Source organism: Zobellella iuensis, from assembly GCF_016746085.1.
In the GTDB taxonomy this organism is placed as follows: Bacteria; Pseudomonadota; Gammaproteobacteria; order Enterobacterales; family Aeromonadaceae; genus Oceanimonas; species Oceanimonas iuensis.
In genome coordinates this window covers 24,092-39,265 of the sequence record NZ_JAERTZ010000022.1, presented here as the reverse complement: position 1 = coordinate 39,265, position 15,174 = coordinate 24,092, and the positions used below count along the sequence as shown (strand labels likewise).

Here is a 15,174-nt window from a genome sequence, read left to right as displayed (position 1 = left end):
AATGACATGAATACGCCCCATTCCTCCCCCTTCCGCCACCTGCTGGTAGCGGTGGACGGCTCACAGGCCGCTCTCCAGGCCCTGGATACCGCCGCCGAGTTGGCCCACGCTTTCCACAGCCGGCTTAGCCTGGTCAGCGTCTACCGACATTTTTCCTACACCAACCGGCGCTATACCCAGCTCAGGGTCGGCCCCATTGAGGCCGCCAGTCCGGTGGAGCTGAGCCTGAAGTCCCTGGCCGAGGAAGCTCTCCTGCAGGCCCAGACACGCCTTACACAACGAGGCCTGAGAGCGGACTGCCATCTTCGCCGGGGAACGCCGGCTACCGTCATCCTCGAGCTGGCGGACCAGTTGTCGGTGGACGCCATCGTCCTGGGCAGCCATGCCGAGGGTGATCGCCTGTTCGGCAGCCTGGCCGACCGGGTCAGTGCCCAGGCTCACTGCAGCTGCATCAGGGTGCGCGGAGTCGGCTCAGGCATCTGAATAGTTTTTATTTATCCAAGGCACAGTATAAAAATATTTTTAATATACAAAGCCATTACATAATCTTCACCACAGAGAAACATCCCGGCCTGCGGTAGCAGCCCGGAGTGACCAATGTTTACCAGGAGATCCCATGGCCAGCGCCCTTACCCTCGAAATTCTGCAGCGACTGATCGGCTACGACACCACCAGCGCCAATTCCAACCTGGCCCTGCTGGATTATGTGCGCGGCTACCTGAACGGCTACGGAGTGGCCAGCACCCTGGTGCATGACGAGGCCGGGCAGAAGGCCAATCTCTACGCCACCCTGGGCCCGGAGGACAAGCCAGGCGTCATGCTCTCGGGCCACACCGACACGGTGCCGGTCACCGGCCAGCAATGGAGCCATGAGCCCTATCGGCTGACCCTGGAGGACGGCCGCTGCTATGGTCGGGGCACCGCCGACATGAAGGGCTTCCTCGCCCTGGTGCTGGCCGCCGTGCCCGAGATGGTGGAGCAACCCCTGCACACCCCCGTTCACCTCGCCTTTTCCTACGACGAGGAAATCGGCTGCGTGGGAGTGCGCCGGCTGATCGATACCCTGGCCGAGCTGCCGCTCAAGCCGGCCCTGTGCATCATCGGCGAGCCCACCCAGATGAAGGTGGTCACCGCCCACAAGGGCAAGATCGCCGCCCGGGTCAGTGTCCGTGGCAAGGAGTGCCATTCCGGCCTGGCACCGTTCGGGGTCAACGCCATCAACTATGCTGCCCGCCTGATCCAGTGGCTGGAGCGCCTGGCCATCCAGAAGCGCAACCAGGGCCCCTTCGAGGAAGGTTACGAGATCCCTTACAGCACGGTGCATACCGGCACGGTGGAGGGCGGCACCGCCCTCAACATAGTACCCAACCACTGCAGCTTCCTGTTCGAGATCCGCAATATCGCCGTCGAGGATCCCCGTCGCCTGCTGGCCGAATTCCAGGACCATGCCGACACCCTGGCAGCGGAAATGCGCCGCACCGATCCGGGCTGTGGTATCGACATCGAGATCACCACCGAATACCCGGGGCTCAGCACCGCCAACGACGCCGGGGTGGTGGCCTTCGTCCAGCGCCTGGCCGGTACCGAGGGCACCCACACCATCGGCTTCGGCACCGAAGGGGGGCTGTTCAGCCGGGCGCTGGGTATACCCACCCTGGTGTGCGGCCCCGGCAGCATGGAGCAGGGCCACAAACCCGACGAGTTTATCGAGATCAGCCAGCTCGAGCAGGGTGAGCGCTTTATCGCCCGCCTGCTGGCGCAACTGAGGGCTCCCGCCGGGAGCCCAACTTAACCAGCGCAACCCATGGTTTCCCGGAAAGCGGCGACAGGATCAACACGCCCGCCCCGGGAACCGGCCATATCAACGTTTAGGAGTGAATGGAATATGTCCGACAATGTCACCTACGCCGCGGCACCCGCCGCCGGCGACAGCAAGGCGAACTCCGGCTTCGGCCGGGTACTGGGGCTCGGCTCCCTGCTGGCGGTCGCCGTCGGCCTGGTGGTGTCCCAGGGGGTCATGGTGCTGATGCTGCAGGGCGCCGGCATCGCCGGCCTGGGCTTTATCATCCCCCTGGCCATCGGCTACGTGCTGGCCCTGACCTACGTCTATTCCTTTTCCGAGCTGTCGCTGATGATCCCCCGCGCCGGCAGCCTCAGCAGCTACACCGAGGTCGCCATCGGTCAGTTCCCGGCCATACTGGCGGTGTTTTCCGGCTACATAGTGGTGGCCATGTTCGCCCTCTCCGCCGAGCTGCTGCTGCTCGACTTTATCATCGACAAGATCTATCCCGGCGTCTTCCCGCCCATGAGCATCGGCTTCGGCCTGCTCGCCGTCTTCACCGGGCTCAACCTGCTGGGCATCGACCTGTTCGCCCGGCTGCAATCGGTGCTGGCCTTCGTGATGGTGGTGGTGTTGCTGCTGCTCGGTCTGTCCGCCATCGGCGGCGTGGCCAACCCCCATCCGGCGGGCATCGATCTCACCGCCGACTGGAACCCGCTGGGCGCCGGTGTCATCACCCTGGTCGCCCTGGCCATCTGGGGCTATGTGGGCGCCGAGTTCGTCTGCCCCCTGGTGGAAGAGTCCAAGAACCCCGAGCGCAACATTCCCCGGGCCATGATCATCGGCGTGACCGTGATCTTCATCACCATCGCCATCTACTGCCTGGGCGCCCTTTTCTATATACCGGCAGACCAGCTGGCCGCATCCCCCCTGCCCCATTACGACTTCGCCAAGGCGGTGTTTGGCGAAGCCGGCCTGACCTTCCTGGCCATCGCCGCCATCACCGCCACCTGCAGCACGGTAAACACCTCCCTGGCCGCTATTCCGCGCATGCTTTACGGCATGGCCCGGAACGGCCAGGCCTTTCCCCAGTTCAAGCAACTGACCAGGGGCACCAGGACCCCTTCGGTGGCGGTGCTGTTCGTGGCGGCCGTGACCGGCCTGCCCATGCTGATCATGGGCGATGACCCGGACGCCATCGGCCTGCTGCTGATCGCCGCCGCCATCGCCTGGCTGTTGGCCTACATCATCACCCATATCAACGTCATCGCCCTGCGCCGCCGCTACCCGGAGATGAAGCGGCCGTTCAAGACCCCCTTCTACCCCCTGCCCCAGATTATCGGTATCGGCGGCATGATCTATGCGGTGTACTACGCCTCGCCCTCCCCCGAGCTGAGCGGGCAGATCTTCGCCTCCGCCGGCGTGGTGCTGGGCATCGTCTCGGTGATAGGAGTGCTTTGGGTCAAGCTGGTGATGAAGAAGAAGCTGTTCGAGCCCGAACCCATCGAAAAGGTGCTGGATGCCAAATAAGGCTGGCGCGGCCCATGATTAAGGCAGAAACCCACGGCGACCTCGGTCGCCGTTTTTTTATTTCCTAGATACCGGGAGGAAAGGTTCAAAGGAGTAGCACCTGTCGAATACCGACGCCTTTTCGGGGCCAGAATTCCCCTAGCTCCCCCAGGCAGAACCGAAAGAGACCTATTTACGGACTCGGATTATGCTCCCGCCCTTGCATAACATTTTCAAATGCAGTCAGTGAAAAAATAATATTTTAACAATGACAAAATAACCCATAACCTCAAGGTTAGCGGTTTGTTAACACCTCGGGCCCACAGGCCCATGACGCTTTGAGAGCAAGGCGGCAAACCGGAAATGACATTCAGTTATCAGCAAAGGAGCGATGTCGAAAATGTCCAAACCAACCAACATCAGCATGCAGGAAGTGTGGCAGCAGGACAGGGATCACTACATCCACCCCTGGACCGATTTCTCCACCTTCAAGGAAACCGGCTCCATGGTGCTGGCCGACAGCGATAACGTGCACGTGGTCGATGGCGACGGCAACCGCTACCTGGACGGCATCGGCGGGCTCTGGTGCGTCAATATCGGCTATGGCCGGGAAGAGATGGCCCAGGCCATCGCCGAGCAGGTACGGCAGATCCCCTACTATTCCTGCTTCGGCCACCACACCACGGTGCCCGCCGCCAAACTGGCCGCCAAGCTGGCGGAGCTGGCCCCGGGCAACCTCAACCACGTGTTCTACGGCTGCGGCGGTTCCGTCGCCAACGACACGGCGGTACGCATCATCCACTTCTACTTCAACCAACTGGGCCAGAAGAGCAAGAAGAAGATTATCTCCCGTATCGACGGCTACCACGGCAGCACCTATATGGCGATGTCGATCACCGGGGTCAAGTTCGACCATATCGGCTTCGATATCGAGGAGCAGCTGGTGCACCACATCTCCTGCCCCAACCCCTATCGCCGCCCGGCCGGCCAGAGCCTGGAAGACTTCTGCAACGAGAAGGTGCAGGAACTGGAAGACAAAATCCTGGAGCTGGGCCCGGCCAAGGTGGCCGCCTTCTTCGCCGAGCCCATCATGGGCGCCGGCGGTGTCATAGTGCCGCCCGAGGGCTACCATCAGAAGATCCTGGCCGTGTGCCGCAAGTACGGGGTGCTCTATGTGTCCGACGAGGTGGTCACCGCCTTCGGCCGCCTGGGCCACATGTTCGCCTCCGAGGCCGAATTCGGCATAGTGCCGGACATCATCACCTGCGCCAAGGGCCTGACCTCCGGCTACCTGCCCCTGGGAGCTACCATCCTCTCCGACGAGATCTACGAGGTGATAAGCAAGCCCCAGGCGGACGGCGCCATCTTCACCCATGGCTTCACCTACTCGGGCCACCCGGTCAGCTGTGCCGCCGGCCTGAAGAACATCGAAATCATGGAGCGGGAGCAGCTGTGCGACCAGGTGCGGGACATGGGCGCCTACTTCGAGGCGCAGCTGAAGACCCTGCTCGATCTGCCCATCGTCGGCGACGTGCGCGGCCGCAAGTTCATGATGTGCATAGAAAACGTGGCCGACAAGGAAACCAAGGCCCTGATCGATCCCAAGGCCCGGGTCGGCAACCGCATCGCCGATCACTGCCAGGCCCGCGGCCTGATAGTGCGTCCCCTGGCCCATATGAACGTGCTGTCGCCGCCCCTAACCCTGACCAAGGAGCATATCGACTTTATGATTGCCACCCTGCGCGAGAGCATCGAGGCCACCGTCCAGGAATTGAGGTCGGAGGGCTTCTTGTAACCGGTATCACTTGTTCACTCTGTTATGTTTTGGCGGGAGCATGGCTCCCGCTTTTTTGTATTCCTGCCCTCACCGGATCCGGAAAAGTGATCGACCGCATTGCATTACTTTTTTAAATCCAGATATATTTTTAATACAGCCTTAGTAATGAACCTGGGATGGAGCCTTTCCGCTTCGTCCTCTTTGCAGGAAGCAAGCCTATGATGCGTTTTACCCTCAAGCAATTGCGCTATTTCGTGGTAGCCGGTGAACACAGCAGCGTCACTCGGGCGGCGGAAGAGCTGCATGTATCGCAGCCCTCCATTTCCTCCGCCATTCTGCACCTGGAGAGCGTCACCGGGCTGCAGCTGTTCGTGCGCCACCATGCCCAGGGACTGTCACTCACCCCGTCGGGCCGGCAGTTTATCGTCAAGGCCAAACAGCTGTTGGGGCAGGCCGACGGCCTGGCTCACTACGCCAACACCTTGGGGCATGACGTGGCCGGCTCCCTGCGCATCGTCGGCTTTCCCACCTTCACCCCCATACTGGTGCCCGGGCTGGTCCGCCGTTTCAACGACATGTACCCGGCGGTTAATGTGCAGTGCGACGAAAAGCACCAGAAAGACATTATCCAGGGCCTGCACGATGGTCGTTACGAACTGGCCCTGACCTACGACCTGCAAGTCCCTGCCGATATCGAGTTCGAACCGCTGATGGAATTTCCCCCCTACGCGGTGATGGGTAAGGATCATCCCCTGGCGGAGCGCAGCGAGCTGTCGCTGGCGGAGCTGGCCGAACACCCCATGGTGTTGCTCGACTGGCCCATGAGCCGGGAATATTTCTTCTCCCTGTTCCTGAGCCAGGGACTCGAGCCCAATTTCGCCTACCAGGCCAAATCGATGGACATGGTGCGCGGCCTGGTGGCCAATGGCTTCGGTTATTCCCTGTTCAACGTTCCCCTGGTCAACAACCTGGCGCTCGACGGTAATAGCCTCACCCATGTACCGCTGACCGACAGCCTGCGCCCCTTGCGCATGGGGGTGGCCCGGCTGGCTCAGTTCCGGCTGACACCGGCGGCAGACGCCTTTATCGAACAGCTGGCCAAACAGGCCCAGCAGCTGTCGAGCACTGTGTTCACCGACAGCCGCTTCTATCGCAGCCTGAAATAACTTGAATAAAGAAAATGAATACAAAACAAAAAATAAAAATATTTTACAGATGCAAGCCCACTTCATAGGCTGGCTATGTGAAGAAGAGGCCGGTTGGACCGGGCTCTGCATCTCAGTCGATACTGACAGGACGAGGACGTCTCCGCGGGGACGGATGGAGAGAAGGATGACGGTACAAGACAAAGCCTACTGGCTGCAGCAATGCGAACGACTCACCCTGGAAACCCGGGCCTTTATCGATGGAAACTTCGCCGATGCCGCCGGTGGAGAAAGCTACCCCGTGGTCAATCCGGCCACCGGCAAGCTGCTGGGGCAGGTTGCCGCCTGCAGCGAGGCGGACGTCGACCGGGCCGTGGCCGCCGCCCGGCGCAGCTTCGACGCCGGAGCCTGGTCCCGGGCCGCGCCCCGGGAGCGCAAGACGGTGCTGCTTCAGCTGGCTGCTCTTATTCGGGAGCACGCCGAGGAACTGGCCCTGCTGGAGAGCCTGAACGTGGGCAAGCCGATACAGGATGCGCTCAATATCGATATTCCCGGTTCGGCCGCCTGCTTCGAGTGGTACGCCGAGGCGGTGGACAAGCTCTACGGCGAGGTCGCCCCCACCGACGGCGACAGCATCGCCACCATCACCCGCGAACCCATAGGGGTGGTGGCCGCCGTGGTGCCCTGGAACTTTCCCCTCGACATCGCCGCCTGGAAGCTGGCACCGGCGCTGATCAGCGGCAACTCGGTGGTGCTCAAGCCCGCCGAGCAGTCGCCGCTCACCGCCCTGCGCCTGGCCGGGCTGGCGCGGGAAGCGGGCCTGCCCGACGGCGTGCTCAACGTGGTCACCGGCCTGGGCCAGGTGGTGGGCAAGGCCCTGGGCCTGCACAACGACGTCGACTGCCTCGCCTTTACCGGCTCGACCCGGGTGGGCAAGCTGTTCATGGGCTATTCCGCCGCATCCAACATGAAACCGGTATGGCCCGAGACCGGCGGCAAGAGCCCCAACATCATTTTCGCCGACTGCGACCTGGACGAGGCGGTGGCCCACGCCGCCCAAGGTATTTTCTTCAACCAGGGCGAAGTCTGCTCCGCCAACTCCCGCATCCTGGTGGATAACCGCATCAAGGCCCAATTCGTGGAGAAATTCCTGGCCGAGGCCCGCTCCCTCAAGGTAGGAGATCCGCTGGATCCGGACACCCGGGTAGGCGCGCTGATCGATCTGGACCACGCCGGCCGGGTACGCCAGTGCATCCGCCAGGCGCGGGAGGAGGGTGCCGAGCTGCTGACCGGCGGCGAAGGAGTGGCGGAGACCGCCTATGTGGCACCGACCGTGTTCGACAAGGTAGACCCGAACATGGCGCTGGCCCGGGACGAGGTGTTCGGCCCGGTGGCGGCCCTGTTCGGCTTCGACAGCGAGGAAGAGGCCATCACCCTGGCCAACGACTCCGTCTACGGACTGGCGGCCTCGGTATGGACCAATGATCTGAACCGGGCCCATCGGGTCGCGCGCCGGCTGCGGGCCGGCACCGTCTCGGTGAACACCATGGACGCCCTGGACTTCAGCACCCCCTTCGGCGGCTACAAGCAGTCGGGCTTCGGCCGGGATCTCTCCCTGCACGCCCTGGACAAGTTCACCCAGCTCAAAACCACCTGGATCAAGCTGCGCTAAGCGCGGCGTTCCTGCTCGACAAGTTGCTGGTCAAGCTTCGTATTACCCTGTAGTCCCCCCCGCGAAGGGGGGAGTCCGGTGCAATCTTCCATGGATCTCCGCCTTCGCGGAGATGACCACAATTAAAAATGCGGAGGGAGGATATCATCAAGTTGAAGAGGCTCCCTTGCGGGAGCCTCTTTGTCTTACAGGGTGGTCAGCAACTGCCACAGATCCGCCTGCATGGCGGCGGCGGTTACTTCCCGGCCGGCGCCGGGGCCCTGGATCACCAGGGGGTTCTGGCGGTAGTGCTGGGTCTCGATGGCGAACACATTGTCGCCGGGCCGCAGGTGGGCGAAGGCGTGCTCGCCGGCCACCACCTCCAGCCCCACGCTGGCCTCGCCGCTGTGGGTATCGAAGCGGGCCACGTGGCGCAATACCCCGCCTTCTTCTCGGGCCTGGGCCAGGGCCTCGGCCAGGGGCTGGTCCAGCTCGTCCAACCGATCGATAAAGCGTTCCCTGTCCAGCGCCGCCAGGGACTCGGGCACCAGGTTGCTGACCCGGACCTTGGCCGGATCCAGATCGAAGCCCGCCTCCCGCGCCAGTATCACCAGCTTGCGCTTCACGTCCTGGCCGTTCAGATCCTCCCGGGGATCCGGCTCGGTCAGGCCCTGCTGCCAGGCCTGCAGCACCAGCTCGGAAAAGGGCTGGCTGCCGTCGAAATGCTGGAACAGCCAGCTCAGGGTGCCGGAGAAGAGCCCGCTGATGACGCGGATCTGCTCGCCCGAGTGGCGCAGCTGGTGGATGGCGGTCTGCACCGGCAGGCCGGCGCCCACGGTGGCGTTGCTGAGAAACTGCACCCTGTGCTCGGCCAGGCTCTGCTTAAGCCGCAGGTAGAACGCCTGCTCCGCCGCCCCGCCGTGCTTGTTGGCGGCAATCAGGTGTACATGGCGCTGCACCAGGGCCGGATAATGCTGCACCAGCGCCTCGGAGGCGGTGAAGTCCAGGGCCACCAGGCTGTCGAAGCCGTGTTCCTCCAGATCCTCCAGCCAGTCGGGCCAGACGATGGACCTGGGCTGGAAGTCGTTCAGCACCTGTTCCACCTCCAGGCCCTGACTGGCCAGCATGCCGCCGCGGGAGTCGAAAACGCCGTAGAGGCTGAGCTGCACGTTCAGCTCCTGCTCCAGCCGCGCCTTCTGCTCCCGATACAGCCTGAGCCAGGCCTGGCCGATGTTGCCCCGGCCGAACAGCACCAGGCCGACCCGCCTGGGCCGGCTGAACAGGCTCTGGTGCAGGCGCAGCAGCAGCGGATCCAGCACCACCTTGCGCACCACCGCCACCAGGCTCAGGCCGTTTTTCGCGGGCTGGATAAACTCCAGCGGCTGCTCGTTGAGGGCGTGGTAGAAGTGCAGGCACTGCTCGGCCTGGGCGGTCACGCCCTTGCCCACCAGGGCCACCAGGGAGAAGCCTTCCCGCTGTTGCAGCCCTTCGAAGCCGCCGGCGGGCTGGTGATCCCTGAGCAGGGAGAAGGCCTGCTCGGCCTGCTCCCGGGTATAGGTAATCTGCCACAGCTGGCGCTCGGGCCGGCGCTTGCAGGCCAGGGGCGCCAGTTCGCGCCGGGCCAGCCAGTCGGTGAGGGCGTCCACCGTTTCCTGGTAGCGGGCGGGAATGCTCATCTCCAGCAGCACGGCATCGTCCACCGCGGTGACGATGCGCGCGCCCTGGGCCCGTTGCGGCTGGCGCTGTATGCGGGTATGGCCGTCGTCCGGGTGGTAGCTGCAGCGCAGCATCAGCTGCTGGCGGCTGGCGGCCACCGGGCCCAGGGTGCGGCTGTGCAGCACCGGCGAGCCCAGCCGGGCCAGTTCGGCGGCTTCCGGCAGCGACAGCCGGGTCAGCAGCCGCGCCTCCTTCACCCGCCGCGGATCGGCACTGAACACCCCGGGCACGTCGCTCCAGATGGTGGCGTGGCTGCTGTCGGCCAGGGATGCCAGCAGGGTGGCGCTGAAGTCGGAGCCGTTGCGCCCCAGCAGCCGGGTACGGCCCTGGGCGTCGGCGGCGATAAAGCCGGTCACCACCAGGATCCGGTCCTGGTGCTCGGCCAGTATGGCGCCCAGGCGGCGGCGGGACTCGGCCTCGTCCACCTGCACCGGCGAGCCGGACACCAGCAGGAAGCGGCGGGCGTCCAGGCTGGCCGCCGGCAGGCCCTGGCCGGCGAGCAGCCGGGCCAGCAGGCGGGAGGACCAGACCTCGCCGAACGACTGGATCAGGCTGCGCTGATGGTCGTCCAGGCGGCTCTGCTCCAACACGGCGGCGATGGTCTGGATGTCGTCGTCCAGGGCCGCCAGCAGGGGCGCGCCATTCTCCTCGTCCAGGGTGGTCTCGATCAGGTTGCGCTGAAAACCGTGCAGGCCTTCCAGCGCCTCGGGCGCCGCGCTGTCACCGCTGGTGAACAGGCTGAGCAGCTCGATCAGCCGGTTGGTGGTCTTGCCCGGCGCCGACACCACGATGAGGGCGTCGGGCTGGGCCAGGTTGTGGATGATGCCGGCCACCCGGTGAAAACAGGCGGCGTCGGCCAGGCTGCTGCCGCCAAACTTGTGCACCGGGCGCCGCTGGTCGCCGTCATTCTGAAGCATGGTCATTTACTTGTTCAGGGCCTTGAATGCGTTGTCTAAATCGTGAATAAGGTCGCGTACGTCCTCGATCCCCACCGATACCCGCAACAGCTGGTTGCTGATGCCGGCGGCGGCGCGGGCCTCCTCGGTCATGGCCGCGTGGGTCATGGTGGCCGGGTGGGCGATCAGGCTCTCCACCCCGCCCAGGGACTCGGCCAGGGAGAACAGCTGCAATTGCTGTAAAAAGGCCTTCATGCCCGCCTCGTCCACGTCCAGCTCGAAGCTGAGCATGGCGCCGAAGCCGGACTGCTGGCGGGCGGCGACCTCGTGGCCGGGGTTGCCGGGCAGGCTGGGATGATACACCGCCTTCACCTCGGGCCGGCCCTGCAGGTAGGCCACCAGGGCCGCGGCGTTCTCGCAGTGCTGGCGCATGCGCACGCCCAGGGTGCGCAGGCCGCGCAAGGTCAGGTAGCTGTCGAAGGGCGAGCCGGTCAGGCCCAGGCAGTTGGCCCACCAGCGCAGCTCCTCGGCCAGTTGGCCATCGGCGGCCACCACGGCCCCGCCCAGCACATCGGAATGGCCGTTGATGTACTTGGTGGTGGAGTGCACCACCAGGTCGGCACCCAGCGTCAGCGGCTGCTGCAGCGCCGGCGACAGGAAGGTGTTGTCCACCACCGAGAGGGCGCCTATGTCCCTGGCCGCGGCACAGAGGGCCGCGATGTCCACCACCCGCAGCAGCGGGTTGGACGGGGTTTCAATCCACAGGATCTTCGGCTTTCTGGCCAGGGCCTCGGCCAGGGCAACGGGGTCGTTCTGATCCACGTATTCCACCCGGAAGTTGCCCTTTTTCGCCAGGGAGTTGAACAGCCGGTGGCTGCCGCCATAGCAGTCGTGGGGCGCCAGCAGCAGGTCGCCGGCCTGCAGCTGGGAGGTGATGATCAGGTTGATGGCGCCCATGCCGGTGGAGGTGACCGCCGCGCCCGCGCCGCCCTCCAGCTTGGTCAGCGCCTCGATCAGGGTCTGCCGGGTGGGATTGCCGGAACGGGTGTAGTCGAACTGGCGCGGCTGGTTATAGTCGGCAAACGAATAAGTGCTGGTGAGGTAGACCGGCGGCACCACGGCACCATGCTGGGTATCGGTGTCGATGCCGGTACGAACGGCGTAAGTCTGGGTCTGGTAGTCGGGCATGTCCTCTCCTTTGCACGCTGGCAGCCTGGTATCTGGAATTTCCAAGAGGCGCACAGTAACTCAGCAGGAAAAAGCCGTCAAGCCTTCCAGACGTCCGAAAGGCTTTGTGGTTGGATTGCCAATAAAAAATGTAGGGGTTACAATCCGTTCCGGATTTTTAACCTTATTTACGGGTGCATGATGAAAACTGAATGGAACGGCGACTATATCAGCCCTTACGCCGAGCACGGCAAGAAAAATGAACAGGTCAAGAAGATCACCGTCTCCATCCCGCTCAAGGTGCTGAAGATCCTCACCGACGAGCGCACCCGCCGCCAGGTCAACAACCTGCGCCATGCCACCAACAGCGAACTGTTGTGCGAGGCCTTCCTGCACGCCTATACCGGCCAGCCCCTGCCCCAGGACGACGATCTGCGCAAGGACGTCCCCGACCAGATCCCGGCCCAGGCCCGGGAAATCATGGCCGAGCTGGGCATCGAAATCGAAGATTACGCCATCGACGACGAGTAATAACGCCCGGCGGCGTTATTCCTTGCCGCCCGCTACCAGTATCTGCTGCCAGGGCAGACCCTCGTCCCCCAGGGTAATGAAGTTGGGGTTGATCAGGCTGTCGCGCAGGTTATAGCTGAGCCGGCCCAGGTTCAGATCCAGGATCCTTCCCCCCGCCTCTTCCACTATGCACTGGGTCGCACCCGTGTCCCACTCGCCGGTGGGGCCAATGCGCATGTAAAGATCGGCCTCCCCTTCCGCCACCAGGCAGGACTTGAGCGAGCTCGAGCCCAGGGGCACCAGCTGATAGTCCAGCTCACGGCTCAGCCGGGAACGCACCCAGGCCACGTCCTGCCGGCGGCTGATGGCAATGCGCAGGCCGGTGAGCGGCGCCTGCCGGTCATGATGACGGGCATGGATGCGCCTGGTGGTGCCTTCCGCCTCCTTGAAGGCACCATGCTGGTGCATCCCGTAATACAGCAGGTCCTGCACCGGCGCATAGACCACCCCCAGCACCGGCCGGCCGTGCTCGATCAGGGCAATCATGGTGGAGAAGTCGCCGCTGCCGGCGATGAATTCCTGGGTGCCGTCCAGCGGATCCACCAGCCAGTAGCGCGGCCAGCGGCGGCGCTCTGCCAACGGAATATCGCCCCCTTCCTCCGACAGCACCGGAATGTCGGCCAGCCCGCGCAGGGCCTGGTCGAGATAGGCGTGCGCCGCCAGATCGGCACTGGTGACCGGGCTGTCGTCGTCTTTTTGTTCAGCCTGGTAGTGGCCACTGTCGTACAGCGTCAGTATGCGTCGGCCCGCTTCGCGGGCCGCCGCCTTGACGCCAGGCAGCAAGGCAGTGATGTCCATGGTTACTCCTCTTTATTGAGCCAGTCCTGCAGCAGGAACAGGCCGCAGATGCTGCGCGCCTCGCTGAAGTCGGGCCGGGCCATCAGCTGGTCCAGCTGGTCCAGCGGCCAGGGCACCACTTCCAGCGGCTCCGGCTCGTCCCCTTCGCGCTGTTCGGGATACAAATCCCGTGCCAATAAGATATCCATGCGACTGCCAAAATAACCGGGCGCCAGGGTCACCTGCTTTAGGTGGGTCAGTTGCCGCGCCCCGTAGCCTATCTCCTCCATCAGCTCCCGGTTGCCCGCCTCCATGGCGTCTTCTCCCGGATCGATCAGGCCCTTGGGAAAGCCCAACTCATAACTGTGGGTGCCGGCGGAATATTCGCGGATCAGCAACAGGGTTTCTGCGTCCAGCAAGGGCACCAGCATCACGGCGCCCCGGCCGCTGCTGCGCATGCGCTCATAGACCCGCTCCACACCGTTGCTGAACCTCAGATGAACAGCTTCCACCTTGAACAGGCGGCTTTCGGCCACCAGTTCCGTATGCAGTATCTCTGGTTTCTGTTTGTCGTCCGCCATGCCTGTTCCGTCGTTATGTTCACTCTCTATTCAGAGGTTATCGCAACTGGGCAGAAACGTCTGCCCACAAGTTGCCGGAAGCGGGGTTTTGCCCTCCCCTTTATACTCCAGGGGCCGGGGCATCTGGTATAATCCGGCTTCAGTTTTAATGTGAGCGAGTGCAATGAACGGAGACAAGCTGCCCGTCCGACTGGATAAATGGCTGTGGGCCGCCCGCTTCTACAAGACCCGCAGCCTGGCCCGCACCATGATTGACGGCGGCAAGGTGCACTATAACGGCCAGCGCGGCAAACCCAGCAAAGTGGTGGAAGTGGGCGCCGTTATCCGCCTGCGCCAGGGTAACGATGAAAGGGAAGTGGTGGTGCTGGAGCTGTCCGAGCACCGGGGCAAGGCGGAGTTCGCCCAGCGGCTGTACCGGGAAACCCCGGACAGCATCAAGAAACGGGAGCAAAACGCCGAAGCCCGTAAATTCAACAGCCAGTTCGCGCCCAGCCCGGAGCGCAAGCCGGACAAGAAAGAAAGGCGCACCCTGCTTAAAATTAAACAAGGCGATTGAGCCACCATACAGGATCCCTTATGACCAAGACCGATCAACTCCACCGCTATCTGTTCGACAATTACCAGGTGCGTGGTGAACTGGTACAACTGCAACAGAGCTTTCGCCATATGCTGGAAGCCAAGACCTATCCGGCCCCGGTGCAGCGCCTGCTGGGCGAACTGCTCACCGCCACCAGCCTGCTCACCGCCACCCTCAAGTTCGAAGGCCATATCACGGTGCAGCTGCAGGGCGACGGCCCGGTATCGCTGGCCGTGATCAACGGCGACCACCGGCAACAGCTGCGCGGCGTGGCCCGCTGGGAAGGCCGGGTGCCCGACAGCGACAAGCTGGCCGATCTGGTCGGCAAGGGCTATCTGGCCATCACCATCACTCCCGACGAAGGCGAACGCTACCAGGGCATAGTGGAGCTGAGCGCCGACTCCCTCAGCAAGAGCCTGGAGAACTACTTCGCCCAGTCGGAACAGCTGGCCACCCGTATCTGGCTGTTTACCGACCTCCATGCCGGCAGCCAGCTCGCCGCCGGCCTGCTGCTGCAGGCGCTGCCCGCCGGCAATGCCGAACAGGAAAACGACTTCGCCCACCTCGAGGCCCTGACCCATACCATCAAGGCGGAAGAACTGCTGCAGCTGGATGCCCACGAAGTGCTGTACCGGCTCTACAACCAGGAGGCGGTGCGGGTGTTCGATCCCCAGCCGGTGGTGTTCAAGTGCACCTGCTCCCGGGAAAAGTGCGAACAGGCGCTGTTGCAGGTGGGCCGGGAAGAAGCCTACGATATTTTGAAAGAACACGGCCAAATTGAAATGCACTGCGACTACTGCGGCCACCAGTATCGTTTCGATGGCACTGATTTGCAGACATTATTTAATAACCTACCGACATTGCATTAACATTCACGAATGATAAAAAGGGGCTTTTCGCCCCTTTTTGCTTAATTCGCCGCGCAAAATTGCAAATTTTGAAGTTGATCCCCTAAAATCCGCTTCATAACTGATATTGTCTTGTCTCAAAACAACACTAATAACAACGACCACCCAACCCCTCTGTAC

Annotated in this window: 13 protein-coding genes; 9 read left to right on the top strand and 4 right to left on the bottom strand. The window is 63.2% G+C overall.

What is annotated here, in order from left to right:
* Positions 1-6: 6 nt before the first annotated feature.
* The 6 genes from JKV55_RS10155 to JKV55_RS10130 all read left to right on the top strand — a co-directional run bounded on the left by JKV55_RS10155 (position 7) and on the right by JKV55_RS10130 (position 7,883).
* Positions 7-483 (top strand): universal stress protein, encoded by a 477-nt coding sequence (locus JKV55_RS10155; protein ID WP_094039405.1) that lies wholly within the window; start codon positions 7-9, stop codon positions 481-483.
* A gap of 133 nt (positions 484-616) precedes the next feature.
* Positions 617-1,792, top strand: a complete 1,176-nt coding sequence (gene argE / locus JKV55_RS10150) for an acetylornithine deacetylase (RefSeq protein ID WP_202084871.1) — start codon at positions 617-619, stop codon at positions 1,790-1,792.
* A 93-nt stretch (positions 1,793-1,885) separates the two neighbouring features.
* Positions 1,886-3,310, top strand: coding sequence for an APC family permease (locus JKV55_RS10145; protein ID WP_202084869.1), 1,425 nt, complete (start codon positions 1,886-1,888; stop codon positions 3,308-3,310).
* Positions 3,311-3,689: 379 nt separating this feature from the next.
* Positions 3,690-5,084, top strand: a complete 1,395-nt coding sequence (locus JKV55_RS10140) for an aminotransferase (RefSeq protein WP_202084850.1) — start codon at positions 3,690-3,692, stop codon at positions 5,082-5,084.
* Positions 5,085-5,284: 200 nt separating this feature from the next.
* Positions 5,285-6,232, top strand: coding sequence for a LysR family transcriptional regulator (locus tag JKV55_RS10135; RefSeq protein WP_202084848.1), 948 nt, complete (start codon positions 5,285-5,287; stop codon positions 6,230-6,232).
* Positions 6,233-6,398: 166 nt separating this feature from the next.
* Complete coding sequence (locus tag JKV55_RS10130) at positions 6,399-7,883, top strand: aldehyde dehydrogenase (RefSeq protein WP_202084846.1); 1,485 nt, start codon at positions 6,399-6,401, stop codon at positions 7,881-7,883.
* 185 nt (positions 7,884-8,068) lie between these two features.
* Here JKV55_RS10130 and metL read toward each other — a convergent pair whose 3' ends face one another.
* Positions 8,069-10,495: a bifunctional aspartate kinase/homoserine dehydrogenase II gene (metL, locus tag JKV55_RS10125; protein ID WP_439654904.1), complete on the bottom strand. Its 2,427-nt coding sequence runs from the start codon at positions 10,493-10,495 to the stop codon at positions 8,069-8,071.
* Positions 10,496-10,501: 6 nt separating this feature from the next.
* Positions 10,502-11,662 carry a cystathionine gamma-synthase gene (gene metB, locus JKV55_RS10120; RefSeq protein ID WP_202084842.1) on the bottom strand — a complete coding sequence of 387 codons (1,161 nt, stop codon included), beginning with the start codon at positions 11,660-11,662 and terminating at the stop codon, positions 10,502-10,504.
* A 180-nt stretch (positions 11,663-11,842) separates the two neighbouring features.
* Here metB and metJ point away from each other — a divergent pair, with 180 nt between their 5' ends.
* Complete coding sequence (metJ, locus tag JKV55_RS10115) at positions 11,843-12,172, top strand: met regulon transcriptional regulator MetJ (RefSeq protein ID WP_202084975.1); 330 nt, start codon at positions 11,843-11,845, stop codon at positions 12,170-12,172.
* Positions 12,173-12,187: 15 nt separating this feature from the next.
* Here the strand turns inward: metJ and cysQ are convergent, their stop codons facing one another.
* Complete coding sequence (gene cysQ, locus JKV55_RS10110; RefSeq protein WP_202084840.1) at positions 12,188-13,009, bottom strand: 3'(2'),5'-bisphosphate nucleotidase CysQ; 822 nt, start codon at positions 13,007-13,009, stop codon at positions 12,188-12,190.
* 2 nt (positions 13,010-13,011) lie between these two features.
* Entirely contained in the window at positions 13,012-13,569 is a 558-nt protein-coding gene (nudE, locus tag JKV55_RS10105) for an ADP compounds hydrolase NudE (protein WP_202084838.1), read from the bottom strand.
* Between the two features lie 163 nt (positions 13,570-13,732).
* Here nudE and hslR point away from each other — a divergent pair, with 163 nt between their 5' ends.
* Both hslR and hslO read left to right on the top strand, forming a co-directional pair.
* Complete coding sequence (gene hslR / locus JKV55_RS10100) at positions 13,733-14,125, top strand: ribosome-associated heat shock protein Hsp15 (protein ID WP_202084836.1); 393 nt, start codon at positions 13,733-13,735, stop codon at positions 14,123-14,125.
* Positions 14,126-14,145: 20 nt separating this feature from the next.
* Entirely contained in the window at positions 14,146-15,015 is an 870-nt protein-coding gene (gene hslO / locus JKV55_RS10095; protein WP_202084834.1) for an Hsp33 family molecular chaperone HslO, read from the top strand.
* The last annotated feature ends 159 nt before the right edge of the window (positions 15,016-15,174 follow it).